Below are 21,853 nucleotides of genomic sequence, written 5' to 3'. Positions count from 1 at the left end.
TATTTCTTAAGGACAAGATTCAGTATACATCATTTAAACTATAAAGTCAATAGCTTTAGCTATATTTTTATTATTTCTTCTATTTTGATTTAATCTATTATTATTGTATTAAAGCTTTTAGTTCTTTGTCACTAAAATTATAACTTTTTTTACAAAAATGACAAGTAAGTTCTGCTTTGCCATCTTCTTTTATCATATCTTCTATTTCTTCTTTCCCAACTGTTATTAATGCTTTTGCCATTTTTTCTTTACTGCAATCACATACAAAACCAATTTCTTTTTTTTCTACTATCTCCATATTAAATACACCAAAAACTCTCTCTAATATATCCTCTGGCCTCAAACCTTGCTTTATAAGTGAAGATATTGGCTGCATATCATTTATACATTCTTCTAACTTCAATAACTCTTCTTCTTCTATATTAGGCAATATTTGTACTATAAACCCTCCTGATGAAATTACACTTTCATCTTTTCCTATATGCACTCCTAATGCAACTGCCGAAGGTTGTTGCTCTGATACCACAAAATAATTGGCTATATCCTCTGCAATTTCACCTGATATAATTGGAGATTTACCTATGTAAGGTTTTTTAAGTCCAAGATCTTTTATTACTATAATACTACCGTTTCTTCCAACTGCTGAACCTACATCAAACTTGCCATCTTCTCTTGGTGGTAATTCAACATTGGGATTTGCTACTAACGCTTTTACATTCCCTTTATAATCAGATACTGATACCATACTTCCTATAGGTCCATCACCTTTTATCTGCAACGTAAGTTTATCTTGCTCATTCTTAAGCATAGCTCCCATGATAGAGGATGCTGTTATCATTCTACCTATAGCTGCTGTTGTTGTAGGATATGTTTCATGTATCCCTCTTGCTTTGTTCACCATATTAGTTGTCATACTTATAAATACTCTAATATTCTTTTTTTCATCTATAGCTCTTATCACATAGTCTTTCATTTATTCCACCTTTTCTTTAAAGAAATTTCTTTGCACAAAGAAATATAGAGTCTCTATTGAGACCCTATAAATGTTAAAAACTATATATAACTATAACAAAGAACGCTCTTTGTAATTATTCAATTTATAGTTTGTAACATTAGCACTTTGAAACGTTAGCAGCTTGTGGTCCTTTTTCGCCTTCAACTATTTCAAATTCAACTTCTTGACCTTCATCTAAAGTCTTGAATCCGTCAGAAACTATTGCTGAATAATGTACGAATACATCTTCACCATTTTCTCTTGTTAAAAATCCAAAACCTTTTGTTGCGTTAAACCATTTAACCTTGCCTCTTTCCATTAAAAACATACCTCCTGCGCTTCACCATGAAGCAAATTAATTTGCAAATGCATACATCTATAAGTAAACATCCACCTCTATTCAGCCTATCATATTTATCGCATACTGTCAATTATATTTAGTATTATATCACGTCTTTCGTGCAATAAAATTAAATCTTTGAGAGTCTACTTTAGGCTTATCGAATGTAAAGGCTTCGAATACTTCTATTTTATTAAATCCAGCTTCTTTTAAAGAATTGACTATATCGGATATATCATATATTTTTTGAGTATGAACTTCATCAAATCTTTCATACAGATCTGCATCTTTAACAAAGAATGTTAGATAAAAATTTACTGTATCTCCTTTTTTATCATGCTCACTTTCCCACGTATAATATATATCGTCATAATCATTGATAAATACATTTTTAGCTATGATATTTTCTAATTTGTGTCTTGAATTAATATCAAATATGAATATACCTTCTTCATTCATATGCTTATAAACATTTTTAAAAGTACTAACTAATTCTTTGTGACTTGTTATGTAATTTATGCTATCACATATACTTATAATAATGTCAAATTTCTGATTAAGATTAAAATTGACCATGTTTTGATTTAGTATAGTCACATTTTTGTACTTTCTCAATTTTTCGTAAGCAATCACTAACATCTCTTCAGATAAATCAAAACATGTTACCGAAAAATCATTTTCACATAATATTTCTGTAAGACTACCTGTTCCACATGCCATCTCAAGTATATTTTTAGTTTTTTTATTGCTTCTTATCTGAATCTCTTTTATATATTCATACCATTTATGATAATCAACGTCACTCATCAATTTATCATAGAGCTGTGCCATATTACTATACGAGCTCATTATGTCACCTCACGTAATATTATAAACATATTATAGCACAGTAATTCAAGCATTTATACATTTTTTTATTTATCTTGGACATTTTTCATCTGATCTATCTTCATCTTTTTCTTTCTTACTGTTATTATTCCACCTATTCTTCCTGTCTCTTTTGCTGTCAAGCCTCCCCAACCTAATGAGTTTACTTTATCCATTAACCCTAGCTCCTCTGCAATCTCATATTTCATCTTGTCTTCTAATGTTTCTATTTTTTTCTTTTTTTTACTTTTTACCATTTTATACCCCTCCCTTTGTATAGTATGTCATTTTTGACAAATATTTATACAAAAAAAGAGTTGATATTTTTTAATTTTAATGTTAAACTATATACTGTTGTGTTAAACCATGAACCTTCCCCCAATAGGTTCATATAGAAATATGTTGATTAACAAGATTTTTTTAAAGTTCGGCATAAATAGAGCTATCTCTTAAAGAGATAGCTCTATTTAGATTGATGACAAAAGTCATCAAGATAACATACTGTAGTAAGAGTTCAATTTCAAGGCGTATTAAAATTGAGTAGCAGAGCTTACTTAGAGGTAAGTAAGCAACGGAAATTTTAACACGGGCGCAGAAATTGGGCTTTTTTCTACAGTATGAGAGGTATCTCATATACGAGATACCTCTCTTTTTTGTTACACTTACTTTAATATTATATATGTCAAATATATGAATAATAGAGCCATAGGGATCAATGGAAGCTTCCCTATTACTTTCATCCACATCCCTGTCTCTACTTTTTCATCTGCAGAAAATGCAGCTGTTGTATCATCGCTTTTTAATTTTTTCAATAACCTTATTCCTAGAGGCAATATTAACAATGAAAGTCCGCCCATCACAACTGCTGCTATAATATACTGTTTTGGATCATTTGTATTCAAACTATTTTTTATTTCTGTATTTTTAGTTATATTTGAATATTTAAGCACTATATATGATAATGTAGTTGCAAAAGCATTGTTAACCATGTGAGCTACCATTGATGTAAGTATTGAACCAGTTCTATATGTCATATATCCAAAAATTATTCCTAGAACTATAGGTCCTAAAAGGTTATATATGTTAAAATGAAACATTCCAAACACTATCGCAGATAGTAATATGGCTATTTTCTTACCTAATTTTTCATATGCCCTCATAATGAATCCTCTGAATAAAATCTCTTCACATAAACCCGCTGATACTGCTACTATTAAAAAAGCCCTTAGTAATTCTACCTTGTTTTGCGGGGTAGGTATCTGGAAAACTTTAGGTTCTCTAAAAAAAGATATAAGTACTATTACAAGTGAATTTGCAAATACTGCAACTGGGTAAAAAGCCAATGTTATTATTGGCGCTAGTAGTACATTTTTTACACTTGTCTTTTTTATTCTAAATAATCTGCTTATGTTAAAACCTCTAAGTTTACTATATAATAAAACCGGCAACATTATTATCAAATACTCTGTTATAATTAACCCGCTATATAAATCTTTCTCTTGAAAGTATGCTCCTATTGTCAAAAGCGCTATTCCTATTATCAAATAATACGTATTAGCTTCTAACTCATTAGGTTTTCTTATTTTTATTTCTTCCACTCATGCACCCCCTAGAATTTCTTGATAAAAAAATACTGCAACTATTGTTATGTAAGTCAGCCTTTAACTATATGGTTAAGGTATCATTTTATTTTAAAACTGTCAATGATTAAATTGGTTTGATTTGCTATAAATATCTAATCTTTTCATCTTCACAACGTTGTATTGTTTTTAATATTATAGTATAAATCTATTTTTTAAAAATCAATGCTATTTGTGGTTATATTAAATATTATTATGTATGGAGGGATATTTATGTATTTATTTACTGGAAGCGGTGTTGCAATAGTTACTCCTTTTTCAGATTCTGGTATAAACTTTACAAAATTAGGCGAACTAATTGATATGCATATAGAAAACAAAACTGATGCTATTATCATATGTGGTACAACTGGTGAAGCTTCTACTATGAGCTATGAAGAACAAAAAAGTGCAATAAATTATGCCGTTAAAAAAACAAACAATAGAGTTCCTGTAATTGCCGGTACTGGTAGTAACAACACAGCACATGCCATAGAATTAAGTGTATATGCTCAATCTGTTGGAGTTGATGGCTTGCTAGTTGTAACTCCTTATTATAACAAAACTACCCAAGACGGCCTTAAATCGCATTTTGCTGCTATCGCTGATGCTGTAAATATACCTATAATCGTCTATAATGTACCTGGTAGAACAGGGTTAAATATGCTTCCACAAACACTCTATGAGCTTTCCAAACACCCTAATATATGTGGCATAAAGGAAGCTAGTGGCGATATACATCAAGTGGCTGAAATATCAAGATTATGCGGTAAGGACTTTGTTATTTACTCAGGCAATGATTATATGGTATTGCCTTTACTTGCTTTAGGCGGAAAGGGTGTAATATCTGTTATTGCAAATATACTCCCTAAAGAAACTCATAATATGGTGGAATACTTTTTAAATGGTGATGTTAAAAAAGCTATAGATATTCAACTAAACATAAATGCTTTAGTAAATGCTATTTTTGCTGAGACTAATCCTATTCCAATTAAAACTGCGATGAACATACTAAATATGGATGTAGGAGATGTGAGACTCCCATTAGTTAAGATGTCAGCAAAAAACAAAGAACTTCTAATTAGAGAAATGGTAAACTACGGTATTCTTGCAGAGGAGGAATAAATATGATTAACGTTATACTTAATGGCTATATGGGAAAGATGTGTCAAAATATAAGTGATGAAATGAAAAGTTTTGATGATATGGTTTTGATAGGTGGCATTGATAAAAAATATAAAGGTTTAGAGCACAATTGTATACCTGTATACTCCAGTCCATATGACATAAAGGAGATGCCTGATATCATAATAGATTTTTCTCATCATAGCTGTGTTGATGAATTAGTTGCATATGCTAGCTCTAGAAAGATTCCTTTAGTTATTGCCACTACAGGCTTAACAACAAACTCAAAGAATAATATTGAAAAAGCTTCTATTGAAATACCTATTTTTATATCTGCCAATATGTCCATTGGAATAAATCTTTTGTTACGTTTGGTAAATGAAGCTGCTCAATTACTAGATGGATTATTTGATATAGAAATTGTTGAAAGACATCACAATAAGAAAATTGATGCTCCTAGTGGAACTGCTTACATGATTGCTGATAGTATTAATAGAACTCTAAATAATTCTAAAAATTATATATTCCTTAGGCATGGCAATAAATCTAAACGGTCGTCGTCTGAGATTGGTATTCATTCAATACGTGGTGGTTCAATTGTTGGTGATCATAATGTAATATTCGCTGGTGAAGATGAGATATTAGAAATAAGACATACTGCATCATCTAAAAGAATCTTCGCTATAGGCGCTTTAAACGCCGCTAGATTCATTATAAACAAACAACCTGGTATTTATAGTATGGATAGTTTAATAAACAAATAAAGGGGCTATTGAGCCCCTTCTTGATTGATGCCAAAGTCATCAAGATAGCAGACTGTAGTAAGAGTTCGAGCTCAAAGCGTGTTTATATTGAGTAGTACAGCTTTACTTACGGTAAGTGAACAACGAAAATTTTAAACAACACCGTAGAAATTGAGCTTTTGTCTACAGTCTGAAATGGGCTATTTAACCCCTTCTAAATACCCTTATGAAAAGGTCATCTTCTGTACTTTAACACCATCTACTTCGCTTAAAGTAGTTTGAAGTTCTTCAATTCTGTCTTCATCTTCTCCTATTATCTCTAGTAAAATTAACCCTTTAGGGCTACATTGATTTTGAGCTTCATGGATACCTAGTCTTGTATTTATCATACATCCATGATCAGTTAATATACTCTGCACTTTAGGTACATTTTCATTTCTATCTTCTACTTTTATCCCTACTATAGTTTGCTTCATATTCTCCTCCTATTATTAACCTAAATTGATCATAGAAAATCAATAACTATACAGCATCCTTCTAATTACAATGCTTCCATCAATTTTTCATCGTACTACCTAGTACGCTTTCAAAGTAAACATATAGTTAGAAAACTACAGCATATTTAGATCGTTCCATAAATTATTCAGGTTTTATTAATTATATATTATGATTACTCTTATTTTTTTATACAGTATTTATTAAGAATCTATAATGTAACACTAATTTGTTTTATTCATATAATATAATAAAATTGTTACAAGGAGGTAATGGTATGGCTAATGGAATTCTTGGTTCTCTCTTCGATGACGAAGGTAGTAGCTTGCTATTTTTCTTTTTATTGTTAGTAATTTTCTTCGGTAGCGGTTACAATAGGTACTAATTACTTATAGACGAAAAATAGCGATTTGCTATGTAGTCTGACATAAAATACAACAAAAAAACTTCCTTATGGAAGTTTTTGTTGTATTTATAAAGTTATTTGGTGCGGAAGGCGGGACTTGAACCCGCACGGTCATTGACCGCCACCCCCTCAAGATGGTGCGTCTGCCGATTCCGCCACTCCCGCTAGATGAAGCTACCAATATATTATAGCTTCTCTATTAACTCTTTGTCAACACTTAATTTTATTTTTCTTTGTTAGGTATAAACCATTTTTCAATATTATTATACAAGTTAAATACAGTTGGTTTTATTTCTCCTTTTACTTTATCATTTACTAATATTGCTTTCTTTTTAAACAATAAGCTAACATATGGCAAATCTTGAGATATTAGTTTTTGTAGCTTGCTGTATGCTTGTTTCTTTGTCTCTCTATTCGTTGCTAAAAATGCATTTGCTAACAAGTTATCCATCTGTTCACTATTATATTTGATAAAATTTGTTCCGTTATCAATCTGACTTGAATGTAGCATAAACGAAAAATCAGGCACTAACGATAAATCCCATCCAAGTAAAAGCATATCGAATTTATTTTGCTTTATTTTAGTATTTAGATCTTGCCAAGCTTTAGTTATTGTTTCCTTCGGTGGATTCTCTACGTCTTTGTAATCTTTTACAACCTCAATACCTATTTCTTTTAAATCTGCTATAATCCTATCAGCCATGTCAGCTCTTACTTTATTATATGAGTTAGTTAATATTCTAATTTTAACTTTTTTACCACTAGCATCTTCAATTATACCATCACCATTTGTATCTTTAAATCCTGCTTTATTTAGTATATCTTTAGCTTTACTTATACTATATTCATATTTTTCGTTACTCTCATCATACAACCAAGACTCTGGGTTTATCGGAGTACTTGCACTTTGAGCATGACCTAAAAATACATTGTTTACTATTGTTTTTTTGTTGATTGCAAATGCTATTGCTTTTCTTAGACTAATTCCAGCATCTCCTTGAAATAAAGGGTTATTGAAGTTAAATGCTAAAAACTCGTATTTGTTTGTTATATAGTTATATATATCAACTTCTTTGTTCTCTAAGTATTTATCCCAATCTATACCTATTGCAAACGCAACATCTACTAAACCTGTTTCAAATGAAGCAAGCGCAGTTTCATCTGTATCTACTATTTTCCCTGTTATTGTTTGTATATATGGTTTCATACCATACCATTTCTCATTAACTCCTAGCTTTATTTCTTTTAATTTTTTATAATCCATAAATTTATATGGCCCTGTTCCTACTGGAGTTTTTATAAAGTTTTCGTTAAATGCGTTATCTAGACTACTTTTTGTTTGTGCTTTTCCATTTGTAAATTGATGCATAGGTAATATCGGAAACATCAACGCTTCTAGTGAATTTGAATAATTCCTATTTAGTTTTATTTCTATAGTACTATCGTTTATTACATTGGCACTAATTATCTGCTTTATCTCAGATAAATTAGCAGGTTTGAATACATCAGATAATAAATCCGTATATAATCCTGCTTTGGCACTCATTCTAAGCGCATCTATTGTAAATTTCACGTCTCTAGCTGTGAATTTTTTTCCATCATGCCAATAAACATCATTTCTTAGAGATAATTTTATAGTTCTACCTTCATTCTGTATCGAATAACTTTGGCACAACTGTCCTTTTACATTAAAATTTTCATCAAATACAAATAATGGTTCATATATTAACTTATAAAAATAGTATAAGCTTTTTTCCTTGTTTACAAGTGGATTGAACGTTTTAACATTTGATATTGGCACATTCATATTTCCTCCGTACCTAGGCTCATATGAAACTTCTACTGATTCTTTGTCCCCTTTATTTCCTTTTTCTGCATCTATCGCTTCTTTACAACCTATAAAAGATAAACATAGTGTGATTGCTAAAATCATTGCTATAATCTTTTTCATTTTACTCCTCCTCTTCACACCTTAATAAAAACTATAATGATTAATATTGTTAGTTATATTTCTAATCAGATTCATTTTATTCATGCAAGAACTTATATATTTTGTAATACATATTTACTCTTTTTATATATGTTTTAGTCTCATTAAATGGTATTTTTTCTGTGTAGCCGTTTTTTATAATACCGTTTTTTATCCATTTGTTGACATTACCACTTCCGGCATTATATGCAGCCAATATTATATCTGTCTCTCCATTATAATATTGACTAAGTTTATTGATATACCAACACCCTATGCTAATATTTGTATTTTCATCATATAACTTTTCATCGCTATATTCATCTATACCCATTTCTTTAGCTGCCCACTTTCCTGTACTAGGCATAATTTGCATTAAACCTATTGCACCTTTAGGTGATTTTACTTTAAGTCTAAAGCTACTTTCAGCTCTTATTATTGATGCAACTAAAAGAGGATCTAAGCTATATTCCTTAGCATAGGTATATATCTGTTTCTCATATTTTATTGAAAAAATAGCTTTACCTATTTTCTTAATATTTACAAGCCCTATAATTAGCAATACACACAGAATTAACAAAATACCTTTTCGACGCTTGTATACCTTAGCCAAGAATTAACCTCCTTAAAACTCTATTTAATTTTTCATCTACTTTTGATTCTAGTTCATTAATATTGCCTTCGTTTTCTATTATAACATCTGAAAGTTCTCTTTTTTTGTATATATTCATTTGAGATTTTATTCTCGACAATATTTCCGGTTCGCTTAATGAATCTCTTTTTATTAATCTTCTAACTTGAGTCTCTTTTTTCGCATAAACTAGCCATATTTCGTCCATTATTATACCTTCTTTTTCTAATTCATCTTTGCCTTCAAATAATAATGGAATATCAAGAAATATTATTTTTTCATCTGAATTAATCTCTATTTGTCTCTTTGTTTCATTTCTAACATAAGGATGTACTATATCATTTAGTATTTTTCTGTATTCATTCTTTTCAAATATAATACTTCCAAGCTTTTTTCTATCTATACTCTTGTCATATGCTATTATATTCTCACCAAATCTTTTTATGACTTCATAATACGCTGTTTTACCAATGTTAAGTGCTTCTTTTGCTATTTTATCGGCATCTATGACAACATATCCCTTTTTCTTTAGTATATTGCTAACTGTGCTCTTACCTGTTCCTATACCACCTGTTATTCCTATGATAAAAGATTTTTTTTTATTTTGTGTCATACCAGCTTTCACCAACCTGCATATCTACTTTTAATGGCACTTTTATATCTATAGCATTTTCCATTAAATCTTGTAATATTTTTTTTACTTCTTCCAGTTCATTTTCGTGTGCCTCTATTATAAGTTCATCGTGAACCTGAAGTATTAGTTTTGATTTTAATTTTCTTTTCTTTAATTCAAAATAAACACTTACCATTGCGATTTTTATTATATCTGCTGCACTACCTTGTATAGGTGTATTCATAGCAAGTCTTTCTCCTGAGCTTTTTATGTTAAAATTCTTTGAATTAAGCTCTGGCAGGTATCTCCTTCTACCCTGTATTGTCGATACATATCCATCTTCTTTACCTATTCTTATTATATCTTTCATGTATCCTGCAACCTGTTTATAATTCTTTAGGTAGTTATCTATATATGTTTTTGACTCTTTTCTAGGTATATTTAAATCTCTTGAGAGACCAAAATCACTTATTCCATATACAATCCCAAAATTAACCGCTTTTGCTCTACTTCTCATTAAATTTGTCACTTCATTTTTAGGTACATCGAAAACCTCCGAAGCTGTCTTAGTGTGTATATCTTCATCGTTTTCAAACGCCTCTATTAATTTGTAATCTGCTGAAATATGAGCTAACACTCTTAACTCTATCTGCGAATAGTCAGCATCTACTAACTTATTTCCATGTCCTGCAACAAACACTTTCCTTAGTTTCCTTCCTTCCTCAGTTCTTATAGGAATGTTTTGAAGGTTTGGTTCTGTGCTGCTTATTCTTCCTGTTGTAGTTATTGTTTGCTTAAAACTAGAATGAATCCTATTTGTTTTTTTGTCTATCAATGGTAAGAAACCATCAACATAGGTATTTTTAAGCTTAACTAGCTTTCTATATTCTAACACCTTTTCAACAATTTCATGCTCTTTCTGAAGTTTCTCTAAAACTTCTGCATTCGTTGAATAGCCTGTCTTCGTCTTTTTTATCACTGGCAATTTAAGTTTTTCAAAAAGCACGATTCCAAGTTGTTTTGGTGAATTTATGTTGAACTCTTCTCCAGCTATATTATATATATCCTTTGTTAGCTCTTCTATTCTTATTTTAAATTCCTCTCCTAGCTCTTTTAGTACCTTTATATCAACTTTAAACCCTACATGCTCCATACTAGCTAGCACTTCTATTAACGGCATTTCTATGTTTTCAAATAGGTCTACCATTTCCATTTCTATAAGTTTACCTTCTAACACATTGTATAGTTTCTGTATTATTGATATTTTGTTACAAAAGTACTCTATCAATTTATTGTTCTCTATTGATTTATAGCTTTTTTTATTTTTTCCCTTGCCTAATAAATCCTCTTCATCTTTTATTTCTATACTTAAATATTCCTCTGCCAGAGTCTTTAGTGAATATGATTTTTGAGAAGGATTTATTAAATACTGTGCTATCTTTGTATCAAATTTTATAGATTTTACATCTATCTTATTTTTAAACAATATTAATATATCAGATTTTAAATCATGTCCAATTTTATCTATTGATTTATCTTCAAAGACTTGTCTAAACTTATCTATTACTGCATCCTTATCTAAAGCACAATCTGAAGATAATAGTAAAATATCTTCTGCTATGGATGCAAACGGAATATAATACGATAGTTTACTATCTATCCCTACAACTAACCCTATAATATCATTATCTTGCCTTAATTCCTTAAAATTATCAACAAATTTAAATGCAAAGCTCTCATTTTTTATTATTTTATTTATTACTTCATCTATTTGAGAAAGATTGTTGATAATTTTATACTCTGATTTGTAATTCCTCTCTTCTGTATTTATGTTTGGCACTCTAGATAATAAGCTTTTGAACATGAGCTTTTTATACAAATCATACAATAAATTAGAATCAATGTCTTTCATCTTTATTTTGTCTGCATTAATATCTATAGGTACGTTGGTTATAATCTCAGCAAGCTTTCTGCTCATATAGGCCTGTACTTTATTTTCTGTTAAATTTTGATTCAATTTTTTGGCTTTGATATCGTCTAAGTTATCATAAATATTATCTAAACTATTATATTGCTTGAGTAGTTTTATACCTGTTTTTTCTCCTACTCCAGGTACTCCAGGAATGTTGTCTGATTGATCTCCCATCAATGCTTTTAAGTCTATGAATTGATTAGGTGTTAGCCCATATTTTTCAAGCATTACATCTTTATCATAAATATCTACTTCACTAACTCCTTTTCTAGTTATCCAAACTTTAATTCTATCTGTGGTAAGTTGTAATAAATCCTTATCTCCTGTAACTATTATTACCTGAAATCCTTCTTCATCAAATTTCTTTGATAATGTTCCTATTATATCATCAGCTTCAAAACCGTCAATCTCTATATAAGTAATCCCTAAGCAACTAAGCACCTCTCTTATCAATGAGAATTGCTCACCAAGTTCGTCTGGCGTTTTAGATCTTCCAGCTTTATATTTATCATATTCTTTATGCCTAAATGTTGGAGCTTTTCTATCAAATGCAACACATACATACGATGGATCATAATCATCTAGTATTTTATAGTACATAGTTAAAAAGCCATATACCGCATTTGTATATATTCCTTCTTTTGTAGATAACAATGGTAATGCATAATAAGCTCTATGCAATAAGCTGTTACCATCTATTAAAACCATTTTTTTATTTGTCATATTTTCCACTCCTTAAAACTAATCCTCTATGACTCATATACTTAGTATATATCAACATTATCTAAAATAAAATAGTATATTATAGTTTCATGCAAAAAACTTTTTATCTAATGCATATAAACAAATTTAAGTGCTAAAATAAATGCTTTAATACATAAAGCAGTTGATTATTTAACTATATTTTAAAAGCTGTAATATAAAAAGACTTCTCTTTTCATGAGAAGTCTTCAGACTGTAGACAAAAGCCCAATTTCTGCGTTGTTGTTAAAATTTCCGTTGCTCACTTACCTCTGAGTAAGCTCTGCTACTCAATTTTAACACGCCTTGAAATTGAACTCTTACTATAGTCTGCTATCTTGATGACTTTGTCATCAACCTAAAGACTTCTCTTTTCATGAGAAGTCTTTTTATTAAAAATATATTAGTATTTATACTCGATATTAACACTAGCTCTAATTTCAAGTTCACCGCTTGATATCGGCGTCTCTACTGAAAATTCTTTTGCATTCATGTTTCTAAATGAAGTATCCGCTTTTAACATTGTGTATCCACCATATGAATTTTCTATTACTCTTAATGGTTTTGAAACTGTTACGCCTACAGCTTTAGCTAAAGCGTCAGCTTTTCCTTTAGCATTTTTTGCTGCTAATTGTAATGCTTGATTATAGTATTCATCTTGTTTTGTTGTTCCAAATATTATATTTCTTATTAAGTTAGCCCCTTTACCAGAAACTGTGTCAATTATATTACCTACTTTAGTTATATCATTTATTGTCACTTGTACTTGGTTCTCTACTTTATATCCTGTTATTTCGCTTTTTCTTGTGTTTTCATTATACTGCATAATTGGAGATATGTTATAACTAATAGTTTTTATTTCGTCTTCTTTTATTCCTTTTTCTTTTAATGACTTTATAACAGCATCCATTTTCTTAGCATTATCTTTTTGTGCATTTTGACTAACTTTATTCTGACTTTCAACTCCTATATTTACATATGCAACATCTGGTTTTATTTTTACTATACCTTCACCTTTCACACTTAAAATATTCTCTCTTACCTCCTCTGTGCTTGCTAACGTTTTATCATTCATTATTCCTGTAGCCCCAAATGCTAATCCTAATAATAATGTGAATGATAACGCTACAACAACTAATATTTTCTTCATATTAATCCTCCTCTTATTTTATTCTTTTATATATAATATATAGTAGCCATAATAATATCATTGTTGGTATTATAACTGGCAACCCACTAATAATGCCTATAAACAAATTCTGAAAAAAATGTATTATTCTATTTATGTTCAAGACAAAACCCTCTTTAGCTCTATTCCATATGTTGTCATCATTTGAAGCAATCTTATTGTTGCTATAAAATGCTTGCTCTATATCTAAGTGAATAGTTGAATATTGTACTAAATCATCCCATTTTTTAAGCACCTGTGTTTTTTTATTTATTTCTGTTCTAATACGCCTTAATTCATCTTCTATTTTAAGTATTTCTTCAACTTTTTCAGCCTTTTTTAGTACCTCTCTTAATCGTTCTTCTTGTATTTTAAGATTTTCTACTTCACTATTAACATCTAAATAATTCTTTGTTATATCATCTACACTTGTATCGATTCTAATAGTTCGACCTAAATCTTGTATAAACTTTGTTGCATTATCTATATATTTAACAGGTACTCTGATAACCATATCTCCATTTTTTGCATTTTGGCTACTCTTTACTCTCTCACTACTATTTTCTATAAATCCTCCTAGTTCTTGCATATGTGATTCTATTTGTTTTTTAGCCTCATCAAAATCACTTACTTCTATTGCAAGGTCTACATTTTTTATTAACTTTCTTTTTGATTTTACTTCTTTATTATTATCTATTGAATCTTCTTTTATTGGAGCTTTATCTGCTTCTCCACTTATTATATTATTATCAATATTAGTACCATCTATATTATCTTGACTCTTAAAATCTATGGATTTTTCCTCATTGTTATCATTTTCAGTGTTCCTACCGGCTGCATGTTCTTGGATTTTTACTGTATCATCTTTTGTTTTATCGCCTCTACTACTTTCTGTATTTTTCGTAGTAAAGCCTATTGATTTTTCTTGTTTATCTTCTGATTTTAGTGTATAACTATCAGATTTTTTATCATTACCACTAAATCTATCCGCCTGATTCTCTGCACTTCTAGGCTCATCATAAGGTATTTGATTTTTTTCTTGAAGATTTTCATATTTTGTTGTTGATAGTAACATAGCTGAAGTTATAACTACTAATAAACTCGCTGCTACTAATGAGTATTTTTTCCAAATATTACTTTTATTTTTAGATTTATCTTTATTACACTGTTCGAGCTTTTGTCTTAGTGATTTCTTATAATCTTTTGGTAACTCTTCTAACTCGATATCCTTGGTCATTTCTATAATCTGCTTCATTTGTTCGTATTGCTTTCTACATTTTTCACAATTTTCTAAATGCTGTTCAAATTCTTTTTGATCTATTTTATCTAATTGACCATCTATATAAAGAGATATACTCTCATCAAATTTCATGCAATTCATCTTTATCCCTCCTTTCAATTATTTAGACGAAGTTTTTTATATTTTGTTCCTTATCTTTCATTATTATTTTTTTTAGTGCAATCCTTGCTCTATTTATTCTAGACTTAACTGTTCCTTTACCTGTTTGTGTTATCTCTGCTATTTCTTCGTAACTAAATCCATGTATGTCCCGGAGTATTATTGCGACTTTATGTATTTCGCTTAACTCATTAATACTATTATGGACTAATTCTCTTGTTAATTTCTTTTCTAATATCCTTTCAGGAGTATTCTTAGTATCAGCAATCTGACTTTTTATTTCTCCATCTTCTGTTTTAATTGTGCTATCAATAGATAAATCTTTTTTCTCTTTCTTTAAAAAATCTATACATGTATTAACTACTATTCTATATAACCACGTTGAAAATGATGCTTGAAAATTAAATTTATTAATGGATTTATATACTTTTATAAAAGCTTCTTGAGATACATCCATAGCATCTTCTCTATTTTTTATCATTTTAAGTGCTATGTTATATGCTATTTTTTCATAACTCTCTATTAATATCTCAAAAGCATCGATATCGCCCTTCTGACATCTCTTAATCAGCATTTCATCGTTATTGTTCACCTATATACCCCCTCTCTGTTTGCAAACCCTTTCTTTTATTAGACTTGTTATTAAATTAAAAGTTCCACGAATTTTTCAGTTTTAGCTTTTTTTATATGCTTGTCCTAATATTTTTACTATTTATACAAATTTCTGTGTATAAATAGTCTTTCAATACGTATATTTTAATTCCTCCTTTTTAGAATGAATTTTGTATCATAACTATTTTTTTCAATTTCAAAAAGATACTTTACTTTGTCAAACAATACGTACTCCACATTATCTATCATGCTAACATAATTACTTATATCCTCAATTAACATTGATACATTGGATTCTTTTCTTTCCATATTTGAGTCATTAAGTAATATCTCTATTGGTATATATACATTTTCATCTATAATTTTCCCATATCTTAGTATGTCTTCACATACAAACTCGGGATCTATTACAACATCAATCTTTCCATAATATGTTGATACATTTACTTTTGAATTTCTCAAATTTAGTAGTTCAATTAAATCTATGAACATCTCCTTTTCTTTTGTTCTATAACTAACCATTTTATTATTATGAGAAATAATAATTTTGTTATCATCTAATTTTATATCTATATCAAATAAACTTATAGCTTTATTTAATGGAATTTTTGGCAATGTTGTAATATCTATTGCATTTGATAAAAGTTTATTATTTATATTAATCAAATCAGCATTTAATGTAATACTTCTTTGTATATCATCTTTTATTAAAGTTCCTCTTAAAATGCTCTGTATATCTCCTATATTTACATATTTAATTTTTTCAAGTATTATTTCCTCTATTTCTCTTTCTAAAAAATAAGCTCTCCCTTGCTTACTTGAGCTATATATATCAACATTAAAATATTTCTGTATGTCCTTTTTATTTACATAGTATTTTTCTTCTCGAAGCTTAATATCACAGGTAATATACTGTTTATTAATAAATAAACACCACTTATCACTAAACACTACATCTCTTTTTTGCACTTTTTCTATTAGCTCTTTAATTCTAGTTTCATCTAATTTACTTAATAGATTATTATTACTTAATGTATTTATTATTACATCCTCATAATTTTTTAAATTTTTATATTCATCTATATGTGCTTTTATTATAGGATTATTGCCATTTATATCGTGCATAATTTTTATCGGATTGTATTGTATATTTACTGGTGTCCCCTTAGTTGTTATACTATATATTTCCTGCACATCTCTTTCAAACATTCTTATACATCCTCCTGATGCATATGATCCAATTGATTCTGGTTCATTATTCCCGTGTATCCCATAATGATATTTAAAGCTAATCCATCTGCTTCCAAGTGGATTTTCTTCGCTTCCTCCTTTTATTCCTAATTTTTTATAATACGGGTTTTTAGCTTTATTTAATACTTTAAAACTACCTATGGGTGTCTTTGATATAGCTTTACCTACTGCTATTGGATATTCTTTTATTTCTACACCTTTTTTTATAAATAATGTTTTTTGAGCAACATTTATTATTATTTCTCTGGCAATATCTCTATTCGATCCAAAACTTAAATTATTTGTAAAAATAATCATATAAATAAAAAATAATACATAATAAGCTTTTTTATTCATAGCTACACCTCCATAATCCCACCTATTAATTCTATTTTTTATTTATAATTTTTATGATTATTTCTTAAAATCACTTGACTTAAGCCCTCTAAATATGCTAATATATTATTTGTCACTACGAAAGCTAATTTATGCCGGCGTGTCGGAACTGGCAGACGAGACAGACTCAAAATCTGTTATCCGTAAGGGTGTGTGGGTTCGAGTCCCACTGCCGGCACCATAAAAAACTTGATACATTGCGTATCAAGTTTTTTTATACTATCTCTATTCTCTTTTTAACCGTTTTCTTATTAGCCCTGCTACTAAAATAAAAATTGGTACTATTATTAAAAATAAAAGAGCATAATAGATGTAAATTTCAAATATATATTCGTTATATGACATTATACTCTCAAAATTAAAATAGATGAACATCAATGCTATTAATATAATTGGTAATAGTATTTTTTTATAACTCCTTAGATCGAAAACCTTTTGAACACACATACTCGTTGCCATTAAATATACACTGATTTTAACAAATGTTGCTACTGTAAAAGATGTAGCTGCTAATATTTCACCTCTTTTTAAGAATCCAATCTCTATGTGCTTTGCAACTCCATATGATATAAAAGTTAAACTTGTTGCATAATTTTCTCCAAGTACCATTATTATAACACTAGACATTGCAAGCATGTATACACCTGATAATAGTGTGCTGGTATAAAGTATTTTTTTTACTTTCTTAGTTTTATATGAATGTAACAATACAATTAAGAACATTAGTATTTCGCCGTACGGATATATTACTAGTTCAAATGTACCTTTTATAACAGGTTTTATTCCATTATTTAGTATAGGTCTTAAGTTCTGCACATCCGTCTCTTGAAGAAGAGCTATTGCCGTAATTATAATATAAGCGTATATAAAAATAACAAATACCCTACAAATCTTTGCCAATGGATTTATCCCTCTTCTACATACCCATACACAGACTATAGCCATAAGCCCTACTGATAAAATACGAGGAGTTTTATCAAAGCTTGTAACTGATATAAAATGTAATACATCAATCAAAACTAGAACTGTTAAATCAAAACAATACACGCCGTATATCGCTATTAATAGCTTACCAATTCTTTTGCCAAATACTTTCATTATAATATCAAGGAAATTGCTATTTGGATATAGTTTTAATAGATTGACATATGCTACCATAAGTATCAATGAAAGAATTGTAGCTATTATAACTGATATCCATACGTCTTTTTTAGCTGAGAATCCAGATGCTAATATTGAAAATTCCCCGACCTCAAACAATACTATTATAGCTATAGCTTCTTTATAATCTACAAGTTCTTTCTTCATTTTAATCTCCAATTAAAATATTTAATAAATTGATCTAAGTTTGGTAGCTAATTATTTTTTGATAGTTTATTTTAATCGTGTCTTTTCTTTTTAAAATGCTTTTTTATTAATCCTGCTAAATAAATTAAAACAGGTACTATTATTAAAAATAGAAAAGCATAGTAAATGTAAATTTCAAATATATATTCATTATATGTCATTATACTATCAAAATTAAAATTTATTAATGTCAATGAAAGTAACATAAGTGGCATTAATATGATTTTATAGCTTTTTAGATTGAAAACCTTTTGAACGCACATACCCGTTGCCATTAGATACACACTAATCTTAATAAACATTCCAAGTGTAAACATTGTTGATGCCCATATCTCACTTCTTTTTAAGAACCCCAATTTTATATGCTTAGCAACTCCGTATGCTATGAAAGTTAAACTTGATGCGTAATTTTCTCCAATTACCATTATTATAACACTAGACATTATAAACATGTAGATACCTGATAATAGCACACTGCTATACAGTATTTTTTTTACTTTCTTAGCTTCGTATAAATGTAATAATACTATTAAAAACATGAGTATTTCACCGTAAGGATATACTATTAATTCAAATGTACCTTTTATAACATGCCTTGATCCATTATATAGTATAGGTTGCAAATTTCGCACATCCGATACTTGTAAGAGGATTATTGCTGTAATTATAATGTAACCATACAATAGAACAGCAGATACTCTAGATATCTTAGCTAGTATGTTTATGCCTTTCTTACATACCCATACGCATAAAATAATCATAAACCCTGCTGGTAAAATACGAGGTGTTTTATCAAAACTTGTAACTGTTATAAAATGTAACGCGTCTAGTAAAATTAAACTTGTTAAATCAAAGCAATACACAGCATACATAGCTATTAATATCTTGCCTAATTTTTTGCCAAATATGTTAATTATAATATCAAGAAAATCGCTATTAGGATACAATTTCAATAAATTAACATATAATATTACCATCATCAGAGAAAAAACTGTAGCTATTATTACTGATATCCATACATCTTTCTTAGCAGAAAATCCGGATGCTAATATTGAAAACTCTCCTACTTCAAACAATACTATTATAGCTATAGCTTCTTTGTAATTTACAAGTTCTTTCTTCATTTTGTTCTCCATTAAAATAATTAACCCTTAATAATACAACTTTGTATTACGGTCACTGTTATTGTTTGAAATATTAATACTATTTATTACAATTTCGTGATTAATAAATATTAAAAATCTTATCTTTGTATTCAAATTCTTAGCAGATATTAGGCAATATTAAATGTTTTTGGTTTTGTTATGTCTTAGCCTTTTTTTCAATAATCCAATTATTAAAAAAACAATAGGGCTGAATATTTGAAAGGGAAAAGCATAAAAAACAAAAATCTCAAATATGTATTCATTAAATGACATTACACTCTCAAAATTAAAATATTGAAATGGTAAAATTAATAATCCTATAGGAATTAGAATTTTTTTATAACTTTTTAAATCAAAAACCTTTTGTATACACATTCCTGTTGCCATCAGATATATACTTATCTTAACAAATGCTCCAAGTGCAAACAATGTTGATGCTAGTATTTCACCTCTTTTAAGGAACCCTATTTTTATATGTTTAGCAATTATGTATGTTGGAAATGTAGCACTTGATGCATAATTCTCTCCTATTGTCATTATTGTAATACAAGATATTATAAAGATATAAAATGCAGATACAATCAAACCGCTATATAATATTTTTTTTGCTTTTTTTACTTCATAAGAATGTAGTACTACTATTAAAAATAATAACACCTCAGTATATGGATACATCAGTAAATCAAATGCTCCTTTTACAACTGGTCTTATCCCATTATATAAAAGCGGTCTGAAATTATTTATATCTGCTTTGGGAATAAGCGATACTCCTGAAATAAGAATATATCCATATAGTAAAAAAAAACACACTTTAGCTATTTTTGCTAATGTGCCAATTCCTTTTCTACAAACAGATATACACAGAAATATAAAAAACGTAGATATCAAGAAACGAGGTGTTTTATCAAAGGCTGTTACTATTATGAAATTTAATCCATCAAGTGCAACTAAACCAGTTATATCAAAATAAAAAAATGCGTATACGATTATTATTATCTTACCAATTTTTTTACCAAATATATTTATTATGATATCAAGATAATTGTTATGTGGATAGAGTTTTAATAAATTAGTATATACTATTATCATTATAAAAGAAACAATTGTAGCTATTATAATTGATAACCAAATATCTTTTTTAGCTGAAAATCCAGATGCTAATATTGAAAATTCTCCTACTGAAAACAATACTAAAGTAGCTATAGCTTCTTTGTAATCTACAAGCTCTTTCTTCATTTTATTCTCCAGTTAAAATAATTAACCCATTGATACAGTTTTGTACTATGGGTTATTATTATTATTGGATTATTTAGTATTATTTATTAATAATTTCTATTATTTTAATAAAAAAACTGCCTTTAATTATATTTATCAAGACAGTCTTTTATCTAATTTAACGTTAAATACATAATCTTTTTCGTACTTCCAGTATCCTATTACTACAGCTATTGTACCCACAGTCATGCCTGCAACTACATCTAATAAGCTGTGTTGTTTTGTAAACATAGTCGATAATATAATCGAACCTGCAATTATAAAACTACCTATTGCTACTTTATCATTTCTTTTACATACTTTTGAAATTGCTATATGTGTTAATACAGACTGTAAAACATGTAGACTAGGTAACGCATTTACTGGGTTATCACTAGTATAGGTCAGCATCACCATCCTGCTGAAAACATCTGTACCAGTTATCTCTGGTCTTATTGTATATGTCGGAAATACTATAAATATAATTATACAAATAAGCTTAGCTATAATAGTAGTCTTTGCATGTATAAAAAATATATCTTTATTTTTATAAAGGACAAATAGTAGTCCAGCCCAAATATATACGTACCATATATTATAAGGTATAATCGTATATTTTATAAAAGGTATATAATAGTCTATCTTCGTGTATGTTAAATTAAATCTTAAATCAAGCTTATTAGTAAGTAGATATAATACGTTCAAAAGTATTAATTGTACTATAACTATTACAACTCTTTTATCTATTTTTCTGTTTTTGACCATTCTATCCCTCCTTATCTCCTTT

The 21,853-nt window shown here is 28.8% G+C and carries 20 protein-coding genes and 2 tRNA genes; 3 read left to right on the top strand and 19 right to left on the bottom strand.

Translation table 11 applies throughout. The features are described 5' to 3' along the window. Window positions 1-100 precede the first annotated feature (100 nt). From hslO to P3X86_RS17940, 5 genes are all read right to left on the bottom strand, one after another. Complete coding sequence (gene hslO, locus P3X86_RS17960; protein ID WP_483294111.1) at window positions 101-973, bottom strand: Hsp33 family molecular chaperone HslO; 873 nt, start codon at window positions 971-973, stop codon at window positions 101-103. Window positions 974-1,112: 139 nt separating this feature from the next. Then, window positions 1,113-1,313, bottom strand: a complete 201-nt coding sequence (locus P3X86_RS17955) for a cold-shock protein (protein WP_483294110.1) — start codon at window positions 1,311-1,313, stop codon at window positions 1,113-1,115. Between the two features lie 129 nt (window positions 1,314-1,442). Continuing rightward, entirely contained in the window at window positions 1,443-2,183 is a 741-nt protein-coding gene (locus P3X86_RS17950) for a class I SAM-dependent DNA methyltransferase (protein WP_483294109.1), read from the bottom strand. Window positions 2,184-2,248: 65 nt separating this feature from the next. Then, a complete protein-coding gene (locus P3X86_RS17945; RefSeq protein WP_483294108.1) occupies window positions 2,249-2,458 on the bottom strand; it encodes an alpha/beta-type small acid-soluble spore protein in 210 nt (69 codons plus the stop codon). A 405-nt stretch (window positions 2,459-2,863) separates the two neighbouring features. Then, window positions 2,864-3,799 (bottom strand): CPBP family glutamic-type intramembrane protease, encoded by a 936-nt coding sequence (locus P3X86_RS17940; RefSeq protein ID WP_483294107.1) that lies wholly within the window; start codon window positions 3,797-3,799, stop codon window positions 2,864-2,866. Window positions 3,800-4,054: 255 nt separating this feature from the next. On the opposite strand from P3X86_RS17940, the gene dapA reads away from it, so the two are divergent. Together dapA and dapB are read left to right on the top strand one after the other, a co-directional pair. Beyond that, a complete protein-coding gene (dapA, locus tag P3X86_RS17935; protein WP_483294106.1) occupies window positions 4,055-4,945 on the top strand; it encodes a 4-hydroxy-tetrahydrodipicolinate synthase in 891 nt (296 codons plus the stop codon). Window positions 4,946-4,947: 2 nt separating this feature from the next. Further along, window positions 4,948-5,709 carry a 4-hydroxy-tetrahydrodipicolinate reductase gene (gene dapB / locus P3X86_RS17930; protein WP_483294105.1) on the top strand — a complete coding sequence of 254 codons (762 nt, stop codon included), beginning with the start codon at window positions 4,948-4,950 and terminating at the stop codon, window positions 5,707-5,709. A gap of 203 nt (window positions 5,710-5,912) precedes the next feature. On the opposite strand, the gene P3X86_RS17925 is transcribed toward dapB, so the two are convergent. The 10 genes from P3X86_RS17925 to P3X86_RS17880 form a co-directional block, all read right to left on the bottom strand. Further along, window positions 5,913-6,164: a CPF_0552 family protein gene (locus P3X86_RS17925; RefSeq protein ID WP_483294104.1), complete on the bottom strand. Its 252-nt coding sequence runs from the start codon at window positions 6,162-6,164 to the stop codon at window positions 5,913-5,915. Between the two features lie 504 nt (window positions 6,165-6,668). Next, window positions 6,669-6,754: transfer RNA gene (locus P3X86_RS17920), tRNA-Leu, on the bottom strand. Window positions 6,755-6,812: 58 nt separating this feature from the next. Further along, complete coding sequence (locus tag P3X86_RS17915; protein WP_483294103.1) at window positions 6,813-8,540, bottom strand: peptide ABC transporter substrate-binding protein; 1,728 nt, start codon at window positions 8,538-8,540, stop codon at window positions 6,813-6,815. A gap of 76 nt (window positions 8,541-8,616) precedes the next feature. Next, entirely contained in the window at window positions 8,617-9,171 is a 555-nt protein-coding gene (locus P3X86_RS17910) for a lytic transglycosylase domain-containing protein (protein WP_483294102.1), read from the bottom strand. Continuing rightward, complete coding sequence (gene coaE / locus P3X86_RS17905; protein ID WP_483294101.1) at window positions 9,164-9,802, bottom strand: dephospho-CoA kinase; 639 nt, start codon at window positions 9,800-9,802, stop codon at window positions 9,164-9,166. Before coaE ends, P3X86_RS17910 begins: the two co-directional genes overlap by 8 nt. Then, window positions 9,789-12,497 (bottom strand): DNA polymerase I, encoded by a 2,709-nt coding sequence (polA, locus tag P3X86_RS17900; protein WP_483294100.1) that lies wholly within the window; start codon window positions 12,495-12,497, stop codon window positions 9,789-9,791. Before polA ends, coaE begins: the two co-directional genes overlap by 14 nt. A 421-nt stretch (window positions 12,498-12,918) precedes the next feature. Next, entirely contained in the window at window positions 12,919-13,665 is a 747-nt protein-coding gene (locus P3X86_RS17895; protein WP_483294099.1) for an SIMPL domain-containing protein, read from the bottom strand. Between the two features lie 13 nt (window positions 13,666-13,678). Next, a complete protein-coding gene (locus P3X86_RS17890; RefSeq protein WP_483294098.1) occupies window positions 13,679-15,064 on the bottom strand; it encodes a DUF4349 domain-containing protein in 1,386 nt (461 codons plus the stop codon). A gap of 22 nt (window positions 15,065-15,086) precedes the next feature. Then, complete coding sequence (locus P3X86_RS17885; protein ID WP_483294097.1) at window positions 15,087-15,674, bottom strand: RNA polymerase sigma factor; 588 nt, start codon at window positions 15,672-15,674, stop codon at window positions 15,087-15,089. Between the two features lie 164 nt (window positions 15,675-15,838). Next, the gene (locus P3X86_RS17880) at window positions 15,839-17,281 is read right to left on the bottom strand and encodes a L,D-transpeptidase (protein ID WP_483294096.1); all 1,443 of its coding nucleotides are present in this window, start codon (window positions 17,279-17,281) and stop codon (window positions 15,839-15,841) included. A 133-nt stretch (window positions 17,282-17,414) separates the two neighbouring features. Between P3X86_RS17880 and P3X86_RS17875 the strand changes: the two genes are divergently transcribed. Further along, window positions 17,415-17,501, top strand: a tRNA-Leu gene (locus tag P3X86_RS17875). A gap of 44 nt (window positions 17,502-17,545) precedes the next feature. Here the strand turns inward: P3X86_RS17875 and P3X86_RS17870 are convergent. The 4 genes from P3X86_RS17870 to P3X86_RS17855 form a co-directional block, all read right to left on the bottom strand. After that, window positions 17,546-18,628 (bottom strand): GerAB/ArcD/ProY family transporter, encoded by a 1,083-nt coding sequence (locus tag P3X86_RS17870; protein WP_483294095.1) that lies wholly within the window; start codon window positions 18,626-18,628, stop codon window positions 17,546-17,548. A 71-nt stretch (window positions 18,629-18,699) separates the two neighbouring features. Then, the gene (locus P3X86_RS17865) at window positions 18,700-19,791 is read right to left on the bottom strand and encodes a GerAB/ArcD/ProY family transporter (RefSeq protein ID WP_483294094.1); all 1,092 of its coding nucleotides are present in this window, start codon (window positions 19,789-19,791) and stop codon (window positions 18,700-18,702) included. A gap of 159 nt (window positions 19,792-19,950) precedes the next feature. After that, complete coding sequence (locus P3X86_RS17860) at window positions 19,951-21,048, bottom strand: GerAB/ArcD/ProY family transporter (protein ID WP_483294093.1); 1,098 nt, start codon at window positions 21,046-21,048, stop codon at window positions 19,951-19,953. Window positions 21,049-21,183: 135 nt separating this feature from the next. Then, the gene (locus P3X86_RS17855) at window positions 21,184-21,831 is read right to left on the bottom strand and encodes a phosphatase PAP2 family protein (RefSeq protein ID WP_483294092.1); all 648 of its coding nucleotides are present in this window, start codon (window positions 21,829-21,831) and stop codon (window positions 21,184-21,186) included. Between the last annotated feature and the right edge of the window lie 22 nt (window positions 21,832-21,853).

The organism is Abyssisolibacter sp. ZYX002, from assembly GCF_056892235.1.
Note: the sequence above shows the minus strand (reverse complement) of the source record. Positions and strands in the feature narration are given on the sequence as shown.

Coding starts and splice junctions, on each gene's coding strand:
- coaE (WP_483294101.1), bottom strand. CDS start 9,802: ATGACACAAAATAAAAAAAAATCTTTTATCATAGGAATAACAGGTGGT.
- P3X86_RS17865 (WP_483294094.1), bottom strand. CDS start 19,791: ATGAAGAAAGAACTTGTAAATTACAAAGAAGCTATAGCTATAATAGTA.
- P3X86_RS17915 (WP_483294103.1), bottom strand. CDS start 8,540: ATGAAAAAGATTATAGCAATGATTTTAGCAATCACACTATGTTTATCT.
- P3X86_RS17880 (WP_483294096.1), bottom strand. CDS start 17,281: ATGAATAAAAAAGCTTATTATGTATTATTTTTTATTTATATGATTATT.
- P3X86_RS17925 (WP_483294104.1), bottom strand. CDS start 6,164: ATGAAGCAAACTATAGTAGGGATAAAAGTAGAAGATAGAAATGAAAAT.
- polA (WP_483294100.1), bottom strand. CDS start 12,497: ATGACAAATAAAAAAATGGTTTTAATAGATGGTAACAGCTTATTGCAT.
- P3X86_RS17855 (WP_483294092.1), bottom strand. CDS start 21,831: ATGGTCAAAAACAGAAAAATAGATAAAAGAGTTGTAATAGTTATAGTA.
- P3X86_RS17950 (WP_483294109.1), bottom strand. CDS start 2,183: ATGAGCTCGTATAGTAATATGGCACAGCTCTATGATAAATTGATGAGT.
- P3X86_RS17895 (WP_483294099.1), bottom strand. CDS start 13,665: ATGAAGAAAATATTAGTTGTTGTAGCGTTATCATTCACATTATTATTA.
- P3X86_RS17955 (WP_483294110.1), bottom strand. CDS start 1,313: ATGGAAAGAGGCAAGGTTAAATGGTTTAACGCAACAAAAGGTTTTGGA.
- P3X86_RS17945 (WP_483294108.1), bottom strand. CDS start 2,458: ATGGTAAAAAGTAAAAAAAAGAAAAAAATAGAAACATTAGAAGACAAG.
- dapA (WP_483294106.1), top strand. CDS start 4,055: ATGTATTTATTTACTGGAAGCGGTGTTGCAATAGTTACTCCTTTTTCA.
- P3X86_RS17860 (WP_483294093.1), bottom strand. CDS start 21,048: ATGAAGAAAGAGCTTGTAGATTACAAAGAAGCTATAGCTACTTTAGTA.
- P3X86_RS17890 (WP_483294098.1), bottom strand. CDS start 15,064: ATGAATTGCATGAAATTTGATGAGAGTATATCTCTTTATATAGATGGT.
- P3X86_RS17870 (WP_483294095.1), bottom strand. CDS start 18,628: ATGAAGAAAGAACTTGTAGATTATAAAGAAGCTATAGCTATAATAGTA.
- dapB (WP_483294105.1), top strand. CDS start 4,948: ATGATTAACGTTATACTTAATGGCTATATGGGAAAGATGTGTCAAAAT.
- hslO (WP_483294111.1), bottom strand. CDS start 973: ATGAAAGACTATGTGATAAGAGCTATAGATGAAAAAAAGAATATTAGA.